This window comes from Rhodoblastus acidophilus (assembly GCF_900187365.1).
Classification (GTDB): domain Bacteria; phylum Pseudomonadota; class Alphaproteobacteria; order Rhizobiales; family Beijerinckiaceae; genus Rhodoblastus; species Rhodoblastus acidophilus.
Genome location: NZ_FYDG01000004.1, coordinates 293,799 through 308,831 on the forward strand (window position 1 = coordinate 293,799; position 15,033 = coordinate 308,831).

Genomic DNA, 15,033 nt, shown 5'->3' on the forward strand with positions numbered 1-15,033 from the left:
GCTAAATCCGAACAGCCGCGCGACGGCGCCCTGCGGCCGGCGCGCTGGAAAACGGACGAAACCTACTGAGGGAAAGTAAATTTTTTCGTCGCGGCGGCGCCGCTGATCTCTTAACTCACCGCGAGAATCACGTGATTGGCGTCGAACTCCGCGGCCGCCCGCCCGCCCGGCTCCAGCCGCAGCGCCTCGACGGTTTCGCGCGGCGTCACCACGTAAAGCGTCTTGCCATGCCCGATGTCGAGGTGAATTTCGCTGTTGCGCTCCGCGTCGGTGCGCGCCTTCACCTCGCCGACGAAGTGATTGCGCCCGACCTCGGCGCGCTCGACCGGCGCAAGACGGATGAACGAGGACTTGACCAGCGCCAGCGCCCGGCGCCCCGGCGCGAGTTGCAGATCGTCGGTGGCCTCATTGGTGACGATGGCGTGGATCTGCTGGTCGAGCGCGACGCTCAACGTCACCTCGACATCGACCGGCCAGCGCCGCACCGCCGTGACTTCGGTCTGAAACACGTTTCGCGCGCTCACCCGGGCGCCGACGGTCCAGAGCAGCGCCTCCTCCTGGCCCTCAAGCCCCTCTTCGGCGATGAGGTTCGAGATGCGCGACAGCTTTTCCTCAAGCCGGTGAAAGGTGGCGATCAGGCGCAGCCCCTCCGGCGTCACTTCGGCGCCGCCGCCGGAGCGGCCGCCGGGCCGGGTGTGGAACGCCGGCGTCGGCAACAGATTGTTGACCGCGTTCACCGAATCCCAGGCCGTCTTGTAGCTGAAGCCCGTGGCCTTGGCCGCCTTGGCGATGCTGCCGAATTCCGCGACCTTCTCCAGCAGCTTGATGCGGTCGCGCCCCACCAGGAAGCGCCCGCCGCCATGCAGCGCCAACAATGCGTCGATCTTGTTTTCCGTCATGCGCCCAAGGCCCTGTCGCGTCGCGCGATCCCTATTGCCTAGCACGATTCCGACCCATGACGGAAATTGTTCCACGATCGGCGCACGACCGCCCTCCCGGCGCAGGACCGGCCTTTTTCCGCGTTTTTGCAGGGCCTTGATAAGTTTTGTTACGCTACCGTCATTTATCGGGCGTTGCGTAAAGACGCGCGAAACTTTTTGGTCCTACACCTGTCCCGCGCAGACGGCCAAGCTCTGGCTGTCCTCCGTGATTTCAACTGGGGCGAAATATGCGATTGCTCAAATCTTTTCTCTGTGACGATTCCGGCGCGACGGCTATCGAATACGGCTTGATCGCCGCGTTGATTTCGGTTGTCGCCATTGCGACGCTGACCACCGTCGGCACCAAGCTGAATGCAAAATTCGTGAGAATTTCGAACGGCCTCAACTGAGCCGGAACCGCCGCCGCGCGGGTCCCGAACCCTCACAGAGTCAAACCTTGGGCGCGCGCCTCGCGGGGCGCGCGTTTTCGTTTTTATTTTTCGCCCAAGCGAGGGCCGAATTCGCGGCCGCGCCCACCCCCGTTCGCGCGCGAAGGCTTCGGGATCGGGGCGCGCGCGCCATTTTCCAAGGCCTTGGCGCCGCCAAACTTTTCAGTTGACGGCGTAAAAAAAAGTGGCAGTATTCATGTATTGCAGCCTCGATTGAAAGACGTGCGAAGCCGCTTTCAAGATGAGGTCAGCGCCCAGGGCTACGAACCCGACCGGCCGCAATGAACTGATCGTTCCCCGCAAGCTTGGTTTCGAGACTTAAAACGCCACGGATCCCTTGCGTATCGACCCTCTGACCTGGAGCCCCGATCCACTTGGCGTGGACGCGGCTGGAAAGATGGAACGGGAGCATGCCTCCACCGCAGTACACATCCAACTTTGGCCCTTGATGGGCGAAATGCACGCAAATCTTGCGCGCTTCGAGGATATGCAGCTAATCGAAGGGAGTAGCAGATCAGAAAGCCCAACGTAGCCCATACGCGGTTAAAAGCCGCATAAGTTTCTGATTTTTATCGGAATTCGCCATTGAGCGAATATAGGCCCCGTTCGCAGCATGCGACGGGGCCGTCGCTTTTTCAGAGGGCGTCTTGGGTTGGTTGCGCAGCGACGAAACGCTGGCGTGGACTTCCATGGACACAGTCGCCAAGCCCCTGCCCGGCCCAAGCATCCTGCCACAATCGACGCCCCATCCAGCGTCCGCGCCCGTCGCAAAGCGAACCGCGGCGGGATGGATCGCGTGGCCGCCGCCCCTGGAGGGCAGAGGCAATTCCCGACCACGCCAACCCCATTAATACTTCATTAAACCGCTGAATACTTCCAAGACCGGCTTCAGACGCCAAAAATCTGATCGGCGCGCGCTTCGAAGGCGGACGAAAACTTGCGAAACGCGGCGTCGAACATGCCGCCCATCAGCGTCGCCAACATGCGGTTGCGGAATTCATAAGCGATGAAGAATTCCACCCGACAGGCGCCGGGACCGGCCTCCGCGAATGTCCAGCGGTTTTCCAGATGGCTGAACGGCCCATCGACATAGGTGACGTCAATGCGGCGCGCCGCGCGGTTCAGCACGACGCGGCTGGTGAAGCGCTCGCGGACGGCCTTGTAGCCGACCTCCATTTCCGAGACGAACGCCTCGGTTCCGTCCGAATTCTGGAAGCGGCGCTTGATCCTGATGTTGACGCACAGCGGCACGAATTGGGGGTAGGATTCGACGTCGGCCACCAGATCGAACATCTGCTCGGGCGCGTGTTTCACCACATGGCTGGTGCGGAACGAAGGCATGTCAGGCGTCCTCTCCCCGCCGTTTCGCGCGCAGCCTGGCGAAATCCTCGCCGGCGTGATGCGAGGAGCGGGTCAGCGGCGAGGCCGAGACCAGCAGAAACCCCTTGGAATAGGCGACGGTTTCATAGGCCTTGAACGCGTCGGGCGTCACGAATTCCTTGACCGGAAAGTGTTTTTTGGTCGGCTGCAGGTATTGGCCGATGGTGAGAAAATCGACGTCGGCCGAGCGCATGTCGTCCATCAGTTGCAGCACTTCGTTGCGGGTCTCGCCCAGGCCCACCATGATGCCGGACTTGGTGAAAATCTCCGGATCGAGTTCCTTCGCCTTTTGCAGCAGGCGCAGCGAGTGGAAATAGCGCGCGCCCGGCCGCACGTCGAGATAGTTGGACGGCACGGTTTCAAGATTATGGTTGAACACATCCGGCTTGGCCGCCACAACAATTTCGAGCGCGCCGGGCTTGCGCAGGAAGTCGGGGGTCAGCACTTCGATGGTGGTGTCGGGGCTGAGACGGCGGATGGCGGCGATGGTGGCGGCGAAATGCGCGGCGCCGCCATCGGCGAGATCGTCGCGATCGACCGAAGTGACCACCACATGCCGCAGGCCGAGTTTCGCGGTGGCTTCGCCGATATGCGCGGGCTCGGCGGGGTCGAGCGCATGGGGCAGGCCGGTGGCGACATTGCAGAAGGCGCAGGCGCGGGTGCAGATTTCGCCCATGATCATGAAGGTGGCGTGCTTCCGGTCCCAACACTCGCCCTGATTTGGGCAATTGGCCTCCTCGCACACCGTGGCCAGCTTGTTGGCCTTGAGGATGGAGCGGGTTTCGGCCCACCCGGCCGAACCGGGCGCCTTGACGCGAATCCAGTCCGGCTTGCGCGCCACCGGCTGATCCGGCCGATGGGCTTTTTCGGGATGGCGCGGGCGCTCGTCGCCTCCGTTCGGGGCATCTTTGCGCGGGTCGGAATTGAGCAGGTCGATCACGACAGGCATGGTGCAAGGTTCCGTTGTCATTCTGTCATGCGCGGCCAAGGTCATTCTGTCAAATGGCTCAATTGATTGGCGGCGGCTCGAACGACACGCGGTCGAGCCCGGCCTCCAGCGCGACGCGCAGTTCGGCCAGCGCCTCCCCGGCGCTCATCTCGGTTTCCTGCGCATAGACCTGCGCCACCTGCATCGCCAGTTCGGCCAGCAGGCGGCCCCACATGTCCGGTTGCTCGAAGGCGCGCTGCATCGAAAGCGTCAACGCGCCATTGCAGATGAACAAACGCAGGATTTCGGCCCCGCCATGTTCTTCGACATCAGGAGGCACGGACAATTCGATCTTTTCGTGCGACATCAACTTTCCTTTGCGCGCAACCGATGCGACGCGCTCGCCAGGGCGCCGCACGCTAAAGCATGATCCCGAAAATCGGCAAAGCGGTTTTCGGACAAGATCACGCTCAAACAAACGCTCTCAAGCCTGTTTGGCGAACTCCGGTCGGCCGGACAGACTCCAGATTCCTGTTTTCACTTATGTTCTTCATGTGAATAGACATCCGCTTCGCTTGAAACCGCTGTGGAGGACGGCCTCCAGCGCCGCCAGCACATCGCCCAGCTGCGGCCGCGCCATCTCCTCCAGATTGGCCGCATAGGGCGCGGGAACATCCTTCGCCGTCACACGGCGAACCGGGGCGCGCAGCTTTTCGAACGCCTCCTCCATCAGCCGCGCGGCGATTTCGGCGCCAATGCCGCCCCGGGGCCAGCCCTCCTCGACCACCACGCAGCGGCCCGTCCGGCCCACGGACTCGAGCACACAGCCCATGTCGAGCGGCCGCAACGTCCGTAAATCCACCACCTCGACATTGACGCCCCGCCCCGCCAATTGTTCCGCCGCCTGCAAAGCCAAAGCGACGCCCCGCGAAAACGCCACCAGCGTCGCATCCTCGCCCCGCCGCGCGATCGCGGCGACGCCGATGTCCACCAGGGCTTCGGGGTCGTCAGGCGCGTCGAACGATTCGCCGTAAAGACGTTCGTGTTCGAGGAAGACCACGGGGTTGGGATCGCGGATCGCCGCCTTGAGCAGCCCCTTGGCGTCGGCGGCGGTATAGGGCGCCACCACCTTGAGGCCGGGCACATGGGCGAACCAGGCGGCGTAATCCTGGGCGTGCTGGGCGCCGACGCGGGCGCTCGCCCCGTTCGGCCCCCGGAACACGATGGGGCAATTCAGCGCGCCGCCGGACATGTAAAGGGTTTTCGCCGCCGAATTGACGATGTGGTCGAGCGCCTGCAGCACGAAATTGAACGACATGAATTCGATCACCGGCTTCAAGCCGGCGAAAGCCGCGCCGACGCCGAGACCGGCGAAAGCGTGTTCGACAATGGGCGCGTCCACCACCCGTTTGGGGCCGAATTCTTCCAGCAACCCCTGCGTGACCCTGAAACTGCCCTGATAGGCGCCGATCTCCTCGCCGAGCAGGAAGACGTCGGGGTCCCTGCGCATTTCCTCGGCCAGCGCCTGACGCAAGGCTTCGCGCACGGTGAGACGCGGCCGCGCGCGCTCGGGCGCCGTTTTGGCCTTGGCCGTCGGCGCGGCGGCGGGCGCCGGCCGCGGCGCCGGCGCGATGGCGGCGATGGGGGCGCCCACCGCGACATTTTCGCCCTCGGCGGCGAGGCGCCGCAGCAGCACGCCGCTTTCGGCCGCCTCGACCTCCATGGTCGCCTTGTCCGTCTCGACTTCGGCGAGAATGTCGCCGGCCGCCACGGCCGCGCCCTCCTCCACCAGCCAGCGGACCAGCGTTCCCGACTTCATCTTCGGCGACAGGGCGGGCATCAGCACATGGGTGGCGGGGGCGGTCATGAGGCCATCACAGCAGAATATCGGTCATGAGATCGGCGCGGACCGGCTCGGCGCCGCGCGAGGCGGCTTCGGCGGCGTCGGCGACCCGCATGCGGATTTCGGCGTCCATCCGCCGCAACTCGGCCTCCCCGGCGAGGCCGGCGTCGAGGATTTCGGTGCGCAGCCGCTCGATCGGATCGGGCGCGGGCGCGAGCTTCTTGTCGCCGCCGCGATATTTGCCGGGTTCGGCTTCGGAATGGCCGCGATAGCGCTGGGTGCGCATTTCCAGCAGCGTCGGGCCATGGCCGGCGCGCGCCCATTCCAGCGCCCGCGCGCCGGCGTCGCGCACCGAGGCCAGGCACATGCCGTCGACCTCCTCGCCGGGGATGCGGAACGCCGCGCCACGGTCGGCCAAAGCCGGGCGGTTCCAGTCGTCGCCGCGATTGTTCTCGATCACATAGACGATGGGCAGCGACCAGCGATGCGCCATCGCCAGGCTCTCCGCGAACTGGCCCTGATCGGCGGCGCCGTCGCCCAAAAAGGTCATGCACACCTTGCCGTCGCCGCGATAGGCGCTGGCGAAGGCCAGCCCGGTTCCGATCGAGGCCTGGGCGGCGACAATGCCGTGGCCGCCGTAAAAATCCAGTTCGGGGGCGAACATGTGGATCGAGCCGCCCTTGCCGCGCGACAGGCCGTCGCGGCGCCCGGCCAGTTCGGCCATGACGGCGGCCGGATCGGCGCCGGCGGCGAGCAGATGGCCGTGCATGCGATAGGAGGCGATGAAAGGATCGCCCGGCCGGGCCGCCTGCCTCATGCCCAGCGCGATGGCCTCCTGGCCGATGCACAAATGGCAGAATCCGCCGATCAGGCCCATGGCGAACATTTGCCCGGCCCGTTCCTCGAAACGGCGAATGAACAGCATGGCGCGCAAGCTCGACAGCAGGTCGCTCGCCATGAATTCCGCCCGCCGGTCGCCTGCGTGCGGTTGCGTCGCCATTTTGCCTCCTGAAACGGCGTCGAATCCTTGCGGAAGCCTAGCAGAAGCGCCGAGAAAGGCGAGAGGCCCTCAGCGGCGCGTGGTGGAGCCGGTGGTCTCGCCGCTGACCGGGGCGAGGAAGATCATCAGGTCGTTCTTGCCGACGTGATCGAGCAGGGTGCGGGCCTGTTCGTCGAGCAGGTCGCGGTCGATTTCCGGCCCGCGCAACAGGGCGATGCGGTTGCGCCAATAGTCTTCCTCGGCGCGGACGGCCCTCAGCTTGGTGTCGATGGCCGCCATTTCCTTGCGGGTCGCCGCATCAGCCTCCAGGCCGCGCTGGCCGCGCGCCGCCTGCCAGATGAAATACGACCCCACCACGCCGGAAAAGACGTAGAAGGCCAAGGGGATAAGAATGGCGGCGAGACGCGTGCGGACAACCATGGCGCATCCTCGCGTCTTTTGGTGAAGCGCGCGTTAACGCCGGGCGGCGCCAAAGTTGAAACTTTGACCGAAGCCCGGGGCGATTGTTCCATCGTGCGACGATCCGCCCCGGATTCCGCTCAAAAGGAGAGTCCGCCATGGCCAGTCTGGGATTTTCGGTCGAACGCAAAGCGCCCGCTCCCCGTCGCGGCGACGCGCGCCTGCGTCGGTCGCCGCGCCGCGAGGAGAACGACGGCCGCTTCGTTTTGGGGATGATCGCGCTCGGCCTGTCGCTGCTCGCCGCCGGGGCCTGGCACGACCAGGCGCGCCTCGTTCTCGCACGGGTCGCCGGACTTTTCTGACCGGCGCGCGGCGTCAGAAGCCGCGCCGACGTGCGAGATGCGACGGAATCGCCAACCCCGCGCCAATGGCGCCAAGCGTGAAGATGAAGCGCAGCATCGCCTGAAGCGAAGGCAGGATGGCGGCCTCGGCGTTGACCGCCTCGGACGCCGAAATGGTGAAGAAACCCAGCAGCGCCTCGTTGAGAAACGCGCCGGGCACCATGGGGATGCAGCCCGCCAGCGCGATGGCCTGCGCCGCCGCGCCAAGGCCGCGCAGACCGATCAGGGCGACGCTGGCGGTCGCCAGCGCAGCAACGAAGGTGGCGCCTTCGAGAGTCCAATGCGCGTCGAGGCCCAGCGTGCGAACGGCCAGCGCGAACGCCCCAGCGCCGGCGCAAAGCGCCAGGCTGCGCGGGCCGAAATTGAACAAGACGCCAAAGCCGGCCGCCGCGAGGCCGCCGAAAAACGCCTGATGCAGGACGATGCGCGCCTGGGCGGCCAGATCGATCATGCGCCCGCTCGCAAAAGGCCCTGCGCGCACCAGATTCCCGTGGCGGCGAAGACCATCATCATGCCCACCGCGACCGCCCGCGCGCTGCCGACGGTCGGATAGCCCTCCATGATGTCGGTCTGGGCGTTGGTCGCGGGAACGCCGGGCACCAGCAGCAGACTCGCCGCGATGGTCGCCATGTCGACGCTGGCCGAGCCGAGCAGGCGCGCGCCCCAGCCCCCGATCGAACCGGCCACGAAGGCGACCAGGGCCGAGATGACGAAAGGATTGACGCCCCGCACCACCAGCCGGCGCCGCATGTCCTGCCCGATCGTCCCGCCGAGCAGGACAGCGGCGAAGGCCGGCCCGTCGACGCCAAGCAGGCGTCCGAACGCGGCGCAGGCGCCCCCCGTCGCCAGCGCCACCAGCCAAACGGGGTGACGCGGCGTTTCGCGGATCAGGCGATCCAGATCGCCGTTGACCGAGGCGACCGTTCCGCCTTTTTCCGCCACGCGCGCGGCCAGCGCGCGCACGGCCATGTCAAGCCGATGATTGACGCCGTGGCCGCCGACCGAGATCATGCGCGTGATGGTGGTCTGTTCGGCTGAGACCGTCAGCCCGATCGAGGCATAGCCGACGCGCACGCCGATAATGCCGGCGCCCAGCCCGCGCGCCGTCATCGTCACCCCCAGACGGGTGACGCTGACGCTCGCGCCGCATTCCATCAGCGCGCGTCCGACGCGCAAGGCGGCGTTGGCGATCCGTTCAAGATCGCGATGACGCATGCGGACCGGGTCCGCATCGTCCTCGTCCAACTCGTCCCGCACCCCCGACACGCGGCGATGGACGGTCTTAGGCCAGCGCCTTCAGCGCGGCGCGGCCGGCGTAAACCGCCTGATTGCCCAACTCCTCCTCGATGCGGATGAGCTGGTTGTACTTGGCCATGCGGTCGGAGCGGGCCAGCGAGCCCGTCTTGATCTGGCCGCAGTTCGTCGCCACCGCGAGATCGGCGATGGTGGAATCTTCCGTCTCGCCCGAGCGATGCGACATCACGGCGGTGTAGCCGGCGCGATGGGCCATGTCGACGGCGGCCAGGGTCTCGGTGAGCGAGCCGATCTGGTTGACCTTGATCAGGACCGAATTGGCCACGCCCTTCTTGATGCCCTCGCTGAGGATGCTGGTGTTGGTGACGAAAATGTCGTCGCCGACGATCTGCACCTTGCCGCCGATCAGATCCGTGGTGATCTTCCAGCCTTCCCAGTCCTGCTCGGCGTTGCCGTCCTCGATGGTGACGATCGGATAGGCGTCCACGAGCTTTTTCAGATAATCCGCCTGCTGCTGGATCGAGCGGACCACGCCCTCGCCTTCATAATGATAGGCGCCGTCCTTGAAGAACTCGCTGGAGGCGGCGTCGAGGCCGAGCGCGACGTCCTGGCCGGGCTTGAAGCCCGCCGTCTCGATGGCCTTCATCACAAAGTCGAGCGCGGCTTCCGCCGACGGCAGGTTGGGGGCGAAGCCGCCCTCGTCGCCGACATTGGTGTTGTGTCCGGCCTTCTTCAGCGCGGATTTCAGGGTGTGGAACACTTCCGCGCCCCAGCGCACCGCTTCGCGGATCGAGTCGGCCCCGATCGGCATGATCATGAATTCCTGGAAATCAATGGGATTGTCGGCATGGGCGCCGCCATTGATGATGTTCATCATCGGGGTCGGCAGCACGCGCGCCTGGGTTCCCCCGACATAACGGTAGAGCGGCAGGCCGGCGGCGTCGGCGGCGGCCTTGGCCACAGCCAGGGACACGCCGAGGATGGCGTTGGCGCCGAGGCGGGCCTTGTTCGGCGTGCCGTCCAGCTCGATCATGGCGGTGTCGATGGCGACCTGATCTTCGGCGTCGAGGCCGGACACGGCGTCGAAAATCTCGCCGTTGACGGATTCGACGGCTTTCAACACGCCCTTGCCGAGGAAGCGGGACTTGTCGCCGTCGCGCAATTCCACGGCCTCGCGGGTTCCGGTCGAGGCGCCCGACGGCACGGCGGCGCGGCCGAACGAACCGTCGTCCAGGGTCACGTCGACTTCGACCGTGGGATTGCCGCGCGAGTCGAGGATTTCGCGGGCGGCAATGTCGATAATCTCGGTCATTTTGTTTCCCCTGGGATGTTCCGTTCCGCGCGTCATAGGCGAATTACGTGAAAGAAAAAAGAGGGCGGAACCACGCAGGCGACCAAATTCCTTGCGGGAGGCCGCAACCGTCCTCTATTGCTGCGCCAAAGAGGTTCCCATGGTCCAGACACATGAAGGCGCCGGCCTGCTCGGCGTGCAGACGCGGGCGCCGCAAAGCCCCGATGAGGCCCGGCTTGACCGCGTGCCCAATCCGCATCCGGACGCGCTCTATCTCGCGCGGTTCACGCAGCCGGAGTTCACCTCGCTGTGCCCGGTGACGGGACAGCCCGATTTCGCACATCTTGTCATAGATTATGTTCCCGATAAATATCTTGTCGAATCAAAATCTTTGAAGCTGTATCTCACGTCATATCGCAACCACGGCGCCTTTCACGAGGCCTGCACGATCCGCATCGCCAAAGACTTGGTGAGCGCGCTGGCGCCGCGCTGGCTGCGCATCGGCGGCTATTGGTATCCGCGCGGCGGGATGCCCATCGACGTGTTCTGGCAGACGGGCGAACCGCCCAAGGGCCTGTGGTTGCCGGACCAGGGCGCGCCGAGCTATCGCGGCCGGGGGTGACGGCGCGCCCGCCCCGCCGTTTACATCATGGCGAGCGCGCGGATCGGCACACTTTATACCGGCGTGACGTCGAATCTGGCCCGACGGGGGGGCGGGCGCGAAAGCCGGGTTTGCGCGACGGTACGGCTGCAAGTTGCTGGTGTTTTATGAGTTCCATGAACTGATAACCGACGCGATCGCGCGAGAAAAGCAGATCAAGGCCGGCAGCCAGGCGAAAAAACTGGCGCTGATCGAAGGCATGAATCCCGGTTGGAAGGATTTATATGAAGACCTGTACGGCTGACGTGTTGCAGCACGATAGACCGTTCACTCCCCCATCCTTCCACCGTCATTGCGAGCGAGGCAATCCCGGTCCATCCACCTACTGAAAGCCTGTTGTATTCGCTCGATCTTATAACATTCGCCGCTTGCGGGATTTCTGGATCGCTTCGCTCCGCTTGCAATGGCGGCCCAGAGGTGGCGTAGCAGCTTGAACGATCCGCTCTCGCCTCACAGCCTGTGCCGTAGCGCCGTCTCCTCCAGCAGCGCCGCAACGTCCTTCTCTGCGGAAGCCAGCGCCTCGGCGTCCTTGCAGCGCAGCACGATCTGGTTGACGAACCGGCCGTCCTGCAGGCGCGGATAGGAGCCGATCGACACGCTCGGATGCTTCTTCGCCAGCGCGCCCAAACCCTCGCCGTACGCGCCCTCCGGCAGGCCGTGGGCGTCGAGCGTGGCCGAAATCATCGGCGTCCCGCGCGTCAGCTTGGGCGCGACGCCGTCCAGCATCGCCTGCATGATGAACGGCACGCCCGCCATCACGATCACATTGCCGATCCAGAACCCCGGCGCCTTGGACACCGGATTCTCCACCAGCTCCGCGCCATGGGGGATGCGCGCCATGCGGCGGCGGGCGGCGTTCAAATCCTCGGGCTTGATCCGCTCCAGCAGCAGTTTTACCGCACGGGGGTCTTCCGAAATCTCCACGCCGAACGCCTTGGCCACCGCGTCCGCCGTAATGTCGTCGTGGGTCGGGCCGATGCCGCCGGTGGTGAACAGGTAATCGTATTTCTCGCGCAGAGCGTTGATCGCCGCGACGATCTCGTCTTCCTCGTCCCCCACCACGCGGATTTCGCGGGTATCCACGCCGATCTGCGTGAGATAATGCGCGATATAGCCGCTGTTGGCGTCTTTCGTGCGGCCTGACAGGATTTCGTCGCCGATCACCAGCACGGCCGCCGTCACGTGTTCGCTCATGAATCATCTCGCTGATAGAAAAGATAGGATCGGCTGCGCCCGATTTTCTTGTAGCCGCGCGAATCGAGCAGTCCCCGCAGGTCGGCGTCCCACTTGCCCGGCGAAAACGCCAGAACCAGCGCGCGCGGCCACAAATGCTTCGGCTCCTGGGTGAGAAACGGCTCCAGCGCCAAATCCTCGGCGCCCTCGATGTCGAGCTTCAACAGGTCGATGGCCTGAAAGCCCTCCTCGCGGGCCAGCGTCGCCAGCGAACGCGCGGCCACCCGGATCTGGCCGCCGCCGCCCTCGACATTGACCATGCGAATCGAGCTTTCCGACAAGTCATAGGGGTTGAAGAACAGCACCGCCTCGGCTTCGGCGTCGGCCACGGCGCAGTCCAGCGCCTTGACGGAGGGCACGTCGTTCTGGCGCAGGTTGAACACCATGCGCTCGAACAGGGTCGGATTGGCCTCGACCGCCAGGATTCGGGCGCCCGGCCCCGCGCGCAGGGCGACCATCAGGCTGGTCGCGCCGCAGCCGGCGCCAATGTCCACGAAGTTCATTTCCGAGCGGATCTGCGCCGCGACAAAAGCGCGCTCGTCGCGGTCGACATATTGCGGGGTGAACAGCAGCCGCTTCTCGCAGGCGTCGTTATAAGGATAGAGCCGCATATGCGCGGCGAGCGGCTCGACCGTCACATCCATCGGCGCGGCCCGCAGCCGCCGCAGCCCGATTCCGCGCGCGATCAGCGCGGCGCGCTGCGCCAGCCAATGCGTGCCGGCGTTCTGGGTGAAATCCAGCAGCCGCCGCATCAAGCCGCGCGGGCGGTAGGCGCCGAAAGGCGAACTGTCATTTTTTGACGCGGCCAACATGCGTCTGTTCTAGCAGCCGAACCGGCCAAGTCCAACCGCAACGCGTTCCCCACGGCCTTGCGCGCTCCGGCAAAACGTCTAAATCTGGCGCAAGACGAACAGAACAAGACGAACAGACGCGGCGACGCCGCTGGAGTCCCCATGACCTTTATCGAAGCCGAAGCCGAACCCCGGCGCAAGAGCGGCCAGATCCGCCTGCATGGACCGGAGGCCTTCGAGGGCATGCGCAATGCGGGCCGCTTGGCCGCCGAGGCGCTCGACCTGATGGCCGAAGCCGCCAAGCCCGGCGCCACCACCAACGCGCTCGACAAGCTCGCCTATGAATACGCCATGGACCACGGCGCCTATCCGGCGCCGCTCGATTACCGCGGCTATCGCAAGTCGATCTGCACCTCGATCAACCATGTCGTGTGCCACGGCATTCCCGACGACAAGCCGCTGCGCGACGGCGACGTCGTCAATATCGACGTCACCTACATTCTCGACGGCTGGCACGGCGATTCGAGCCGCATGTACTGCATCGGCGAGGTTCCGCGCCGGGCGCAGCGGCTGATCGAAGTCACGTATGAGGCGCTGATGCGCGGCATCGCCGTGGTGCGGCCCGGCGCCACCACCGGCGACATCGGCCACGCCATCCAGACCTTCGCGGAGGGCGAACGCTGCTCGGTGGTGCGGGAATTCTGCGGCCACGGCCTGGGCCGGCTGTTCCACGACGAACCCAACATCCTGCACTACGGGGAGAAGGGCCAGGGCGTGCCGCTGCGCGAGGGCATGTTCTTCACCATCGAGCCGATGATCAACCTCGGCAAGGCGCCGGTGAAGATCCTGTCCGACGGCTGGACCGCCGTCACCCGCGACCGCTCGCTGTCCGCGCAGTTCGAGCACGCCATCGGCGTGACCGCCGAGGGCTGCGAGATTTTCACCCTCTCGCCCAAGGGATTGAACTGCCCGCCCTATGAGGCCGCAGGATGAGCGAGGGTCCGGCGCCAGACAATCTGAACGCCGGGCATCGCGAGCGCCTGCGCGAGCGTTTCCTTCAGGGCGGGGCCGACGCCCTGCCCGACTACGAATTGCTGGAATTGCTGCTGTTTCGCGCCATTCCCCGACGCGACGTCAAGCCGATCGCCAAGGCGCTGCTGCAGCGGTTCGGTTCGTTCGCCGAAGTGATCGCCGCCGCGCCGGCTCGGCTCAAGGAAGTGGACTATGTCGGCGATTCCGTGGTCGCGGAGCTGAAGATCGTCGAGGCGGCCGCGCTGCGGCTGTCGCGCGAGAGCATGAAGAAAAAGCTCACGCTCGGGTCGTTCGCGCAGGTGCTGGACTATTGCCGCTCGGCCATGGCGTTCCGTGAGACCGAGGAATTCCGTGTGCTGTTCCTCGACAAGAAGAACGGCTTGCTGGCCGACGAAGTGCAGGGCCGCGGCACGGTGGACCACACCCCGGTCTATCCGCGCGAGATCGTGCGGCGCGCGCTGGAGCTGAACGCCAGCGCGGTGATCCTGGTGCATAACCACCCTTCCGGCGATCCCACCCCGTCGCAGGCCGACATCATGATGACGGACACCATCGTCAGCGTCGCCAAGCCGCTCGGCGTCTCCGTTCACGACCACCTGATCATCGGCCGCAACGGCCACGCGAGTTTTCGCGCGCTCAAATTGTTCTGAGGCCTCATGTCCCGCATGCAGATCGGCGCCCGCGAGGTGAATTTCCAACTGTCCGGACCGGAGGACGCGCCGGTCCTGATTCTGGCGCATCCGCTCGGCGCCAGCTTGAACGTCTGGGAGCAGGTCTCCGCCGACTTGCGCGACCGGCTGCAAATTCTCGCCTTTGACGCGCGCGGGCACGGCGGCAGCTGGAAACCGCAAGGCCCCTATTCTCTCGACGATCTCGGCGGCGACCTGCTGCGCCTGCTCGACGCGCTGGCCATCGAGCGGGCGCATTTCTGCGGCCTGTCGATGGGCGGGCTGATCGGGCAATGGCTGCTGGTTCATGCGCCGCGCAAGCTGAACAAGCTGATTCTCGCCAATACGGCGGCGCATCTGCCGGACGCCGCCGCCTGGGACGCGCGCATCGCGGCGGTGGCGGAAGCGGGCGTCGCGGCGCTGACGCCGTCGATCCTGCCGCGCTGGTTGAGCGCGCCCTTCCGCGAGGCGCATCCCGAAGTGGCGGCGGCGATCGCCGCCCAACTCGACGGCTGCGACGCCGGCGGTTACTCCGGCTGCTGCGCCGCGCTGAAAGACGCCGATTTCCGCGAGATTCTGCCGGTCGCGGCGCAGGCGGCGGAAAAGGACATTCTCGTCGTCGTCGGCGAGGCCGACGGCTCGACGCCCCCCTCGATGGGCGAGGCGCTGGCCGCCGCCTGCGGCGCGCGCGTCGCGCGTCTGGAGGCGGCGCATCTCTCCTGCGTCGAGGACGCGCCGGGTTTCGCGGCGCTGCTGCGCGACTTTCTCTGATCGCGCGGCGCC

General features: G+C 65.8%; 18 protein-coding genes and 1 pseudogene. 7 read left to right on the forward strand and 12 right to left on the reverse strand.

All coding sequences use genetic code 11. From position 1 onward, the window contains the following. Positions 1-110 precede the first annotated feature (110 nt). Positions 111-899, reverse strand: a complete 789-nt coding sequence (locus CFB24_RS11325) for a TOBE domain-containing protein (protein WP_088520710.1) — start codon at positions 897-899, stop codon at positions 111-113. 269 nt (positions 900-1,168) lie between these two features. Here CFB24_RS11325 and CFB24_RS11330 point away from each other — a divergent pair, with 269 nt between their 5' ends. Next, positions 1,169-1,330 carry a Flp family type IVb pilin gene (locus CFB24_RS11330; RefSeq protein ID WP_088520711.1) on the forward strand — a complete coding sequence of 54 codons (162 nt, stop codon included), beginning with the start codon at positions 1,169-1,171 and terminating at the stop codon, positions 1,328-1,330. Positions 1,331-2,257: 927 nt separating this feature from the next. Here the strand turns inward: CFB24_RS11330 and CFB24_RS11335 are convergent. From CFB24_RS11335 to CFB24_RS11360, 6 genes are all read right to left on the reverse strand, one after another. After that, entirely contained in the window at positions 2,258-2,710 is a 453-nt protein-coding gene (locus CFB24_RS11335; RefSeq protein WP_088520712.1) for a type II toxin-antitoxin system RatA family toxin, read from the reverse strand. A 1-nt stretch (position 2,711) separates the two neighbouring features. Continuing rightward, positions 2,712-3,698 carry a lipoyl synthase gene (lipA, locus tag CFB24_RS11340; RefSeq protein WP_088520713.1) on the reverse strand — a complete coding sequence of 329 codons (987 nt, stop codon included), beginning with the start codon at positions 3,696-3,698 and terminating at the stop codon, positions 2,712-2,714. A gap of 58 nt (positions 3,699-3,756) precedes the next feature. After that, positions 3,757-4,044, reverse strand: a complete 288-nt coding sequence (locus tag CFB24_RS11345; protein ID WP_088520714.1) for a DUF5076 domain-containing protein — start codon at positions 4,042-4,044, stop codon at positions 3,757-3,759. A 183-nt stretch (positions 4,045-4,227) separates the two neighbouring features. Further along, positions 4,228-5,544 carry a pyruvate dehydrogenase complex E1 component subunit beta gene (locus CFB24_RS11350; protein ID WP_088520715.1) on the reverse strand — a complete coding sequence of 439 codons (1,317 nt, stop codon included), beginning with the start codon at positions 5,542-5,544 and terminating at the stop codon, positions 4,228-4,230. Positions 5,545-5,551: 7 nt separating this feature from the next. After that, positions 5,552-6,520, reverse strand: a complete 969-nt coding sequence (locus tag CFB24_RS11355; protein WP_088520716.1) for a thiamine pyrophosphate-dependent enzyme — start codon at positions 6,518-6,520, stop codon at positions 5,552-5,554. Positions 6,521-6,589: 69 nt separating this feature from the next. Next, positions 6,590-6,940, reverse strand: a complete 351-nt coding sequence (locus CFB24_RS11360) for an FtsB family cell division protein (protein ID WP_088520717.1) — start codon at positions 6,938-6,940, stop codon at positions 6,590-6,592. Positions 6,941-7,077: 137 nt separating this feature from the next. Between CFB24_RS11360 and CFB24_RS11365 the strand changes: the two genes are divergently transcribed. After that, positions 7,078-7,281, forward strand: a complete 204-nt coding sequence (locus tag CFB24_RS11365) for a hypothetical protein (RefSeq protein WP_088520718.1) — start codon at positions 7,078-7,080, stop codon at positions 7,279-7,281. A 13-nt stretch (positions 7,282-7,294) separates the two neighbouring features. Here the strand turns inward: CFB24_RS11365 and CFB24_RS11370 are convergent, their stop codons facing one another. From CFB24_RS11370 to eno, 3 genes are all read right to left on the reverse strand, one after another. Further along, positions 7,295-7,771: a threonine/serine exporter family protein gene (locus CFB24_RS11370; RefSeq protein WP_088520719.1), complete on the reverse strand. Its 477-nt coding sequence runs from the start codon at positions 7,769-7,771 to the stop codon at positions 7,295-7,297. After that, a complete protein-coding gene (locus CFB24_RS11375; RefSeq protein ID WP_088520793.1) occupies positions 7,768-8,535 on the reverse strand; it encodes a threonine/serine exporter family protein in 768 nt (255 codons plus the stop codon). The genes CFB24_RS11370 and CFB24_RS11375 overlap by 4 nt, the downstream gene beginning before the upstream one ends. Before the next feature lie 67 nt (positions 8,536-8,602). Beyond that, entirely contained in the window at positions 8,603-9,886 is a 1,284-nt protein-coding gene (gene eno, locus CFB24_RS11380; protein ID WP_088520794.1) for a phosphopyruvate hydratase, read from the reverse strand. Positions 9,887-10,025: 139 nt separating this feature from the next. On the opposite strand from eno, the gene queF reads away from it, so the two are divergent. After that, positions 10,026-10,487, forward strand: a complete 462-nt coding sequence (queF, locus tag CFB24_RS11385) for a preQ(1) synthase (RefSeq protein WP_088520720.1) — start codon at positions 10,026-10,028, stop codon at positions 10,485-10,487. A 27-nt stretch (positions 10,488-10,514) separates the two neighbouring features. Then, positions 10,515-10,770, forward strand: a pseudogene (locus tag CFB24_RS11390) (GIY-YIG nuclease family protein). 206 nt (positions 10,771-10,976) lie between these two features. Here CFB24_RS11390 and CFB24_RS11395 read toward each other — a convergent pair. Beyond that, positions 10,977-11,720, reverse strand: coding sequence for a competence/damage-inducible protein A (locus CFB24_RS11395; RefSeq protein ID WP_088520721.1), 744 nt, complete (start codon positions 11,718-11,720; stop codon positions 10,977-10,979). Then, positions 11,717-12,571, reverse strand: a complete 855-nt coding sequence (locus tag CFB24_RS11400; RefSeq protein WP_088520722.1) for an FkbM family methyltransferase — start codon at positions 12,569-12,571, stop codon at positions 11,717-11,719. The genes CFB24_RS11395 and CFB24_RS11400 overlap by 4 nt, the downstream gene beginning before the upstream one ends. A 141-nt stretch (positions 12,572-12,712) precedes the next feature. Between CFB24_RS11400 and map the strand changes: the two genes are divergently transcribed. Genes map through CFB24_RS11415 form a run of 3 tightly spaced genes read left to right on the forward strand, consistent with a single transcriptional unit; the run spans position 12,713 to position 15,021 of the window. Further along, entirely contained in the window at positions 12,713-13,543 is an 831-nt protein-coding gene (gene map, locus CFB24_RS11405) for a type I methionyl aminopeptidase (protein ID WP_088520723.1), read from the forward strand. Beyond that, complete coding sequence (radC, locus tag CFB24_RS11410; protein ID WP_088520724.1) at positions 13,540-14,232, forward strand: RadC family protein; 693 nt, start codon at positions 13,540-13,542, stop codon at positions 14,230-14,232. Before map ends, radC begins: the two co-directional genes overlap by 4 nt. A gap of 6 nt (positions 14,233-14,238) precedes the next feature. Further along, positions 14,239-15,021, forward strand: coding sequence for an alpha/beta fold hydrolase (locus tag CFB24_RS11415; protein ID WP_088520725.1), 783 nt, complete (start codon positions 14,239-14,241; stop codon positions 15,019-15,021). Positions 15,022-15,033: the final 12 nt, after the last annotated feature.

What these genes read in the sequence shown, in the direction of transcription:
- CFB24_RS11395 (WP_088520721.1), bottom strand. Translation starts at nt 11,720, where the DNA reads ATGAGCGAACACGTGACGGCGGCCGTGCTGGTGATCGGCGACGAAATC.
- radC (WP_088520724.1), top strand. Translation starts at nt 13,540, where the DNA reads ATGAGCGAGGGTCCGGCGCCAGACAATCTGAACGCCGGGCATCGCGAG.
- CFB24_RS11370 (WP_088520719.1), bottom strand. Translation starts at nt 7,771, where the DNA reads ATGATCGATCTGGCCGCCCAGGCGCGCATCGTCCTGCATCAGGCGTTT.
- queF (WP_088520720.1), top strand. Translation starts at nt 10,026, where the DNA reads ATGGTCCAGACACATGAAGGCGCCGGCCTGCTCGGCGTGCAGACGCGG.
- CFB24_RS11415 (WP_088520725.1), top strand. Translation starts at nt 14,239, where the DNA reads ATGTCCCGCATGCAGATCGGCGCCCGCGAGGTGAATTTCCAACTGTCC.
- CFB24_RS11325 (WP_088520710.1), bottom strand. Translation starts at nt 899, where the DNA reads ATGACGGAAAACAAGATCGACGCATTGTTGGCGCTGCATGGCGGCGGG.
- CFB24_RS11375 (WP_088520793.1), bottom strand. Translation starts at nt 8,535, where the DNA reads ATGCGTCATCGCGATCTTGAACGGATCGCCAACGCCGCCTTGCGCGTC.
- map (WP_088520723.1), top strand. Translation starts at nt 12,713, where the DNA reads ATGACCTTTATCGAAGCCGAAGCCGAACCCCGGCGCAAGAGCGGCCAG.
- CFB24_RS11355 (WP_088520716.1), bottom strand. Translation starts at nt 6,520, where the DNA reads ATGGCGACGCAACCGCACGCAGGCGACCGGCGGGCGGAATTCATGGCG.
- eno (WP_088520794.1), bottom strand. Translation starts at nt 9,886, where the DNA reads ATGACCGAGATTATCGACATTGCCGCCCGCGAAATCCTCGACTCGCGC.
- CFB24_RS11360 (WP_088520717.1), bottom strand. Translation starts at nt 6,940, where the DNA reads ATGGTTGTCCGCACGCGTCTCGCCGCCATTCTTATCCCCTTGGCCTTC.
- lipA (WP_088520713.1), bottom strand. Translation starts at nt 3,698, where the DNA reads ATGCCTGTCGTGATCGACCTGCTCAATTCCGACCCGCGCAAAGATGCC.
- CFB24_RS11345 (WP_088520714.1), bottom strand. Translation starts at nt 4,044, where the DNA reads ATGTCGCACGAAAAGATCGAATTGTCCGTGCCTCCTGATGTCGAAGAA.
- CFB24_RS11350 (WP_088520715.1), bottom strand. Translation starts at nt 5,544, where the DNA reads ATGACCGCCCCCGCCACCCATGTGCTGATGCCCGCCCTGTCGCCGAAG.
- CFB24_RS11400 (WP_088520722.1), bottom strand. Translation starts at nt 12,571, where the DNA reads ATGTTGGCCGCGTCAAAAAATGACAGTTCGCCTTTCGGCGCCTACCGC.
- CFB24_RS11330 (WP_088520711.1), top strand. Translation starts at nt 1,169, where the DNA reads ATGCGATTGCTCAAATCTTTTCTCTGTGACGATTCCGGCGCGACGGCT.
- CFB24_RS11365 (WP_088520718.1), top strand. Translation starts at nt 7,078, where the DNA reads ATGGCCAGTCTGGGATTTTCGGTCGAACGCAAAGCGCCCGCTCCCCGT.
- CFB24_RS11335 (WP_088520712.1), bottom strand. Translation starts at nt 2,710, where the DNA reads ATGCCTTCGTTCCGCACCAGCCATGTGGTGAAACACGCGCCCGAGCAG.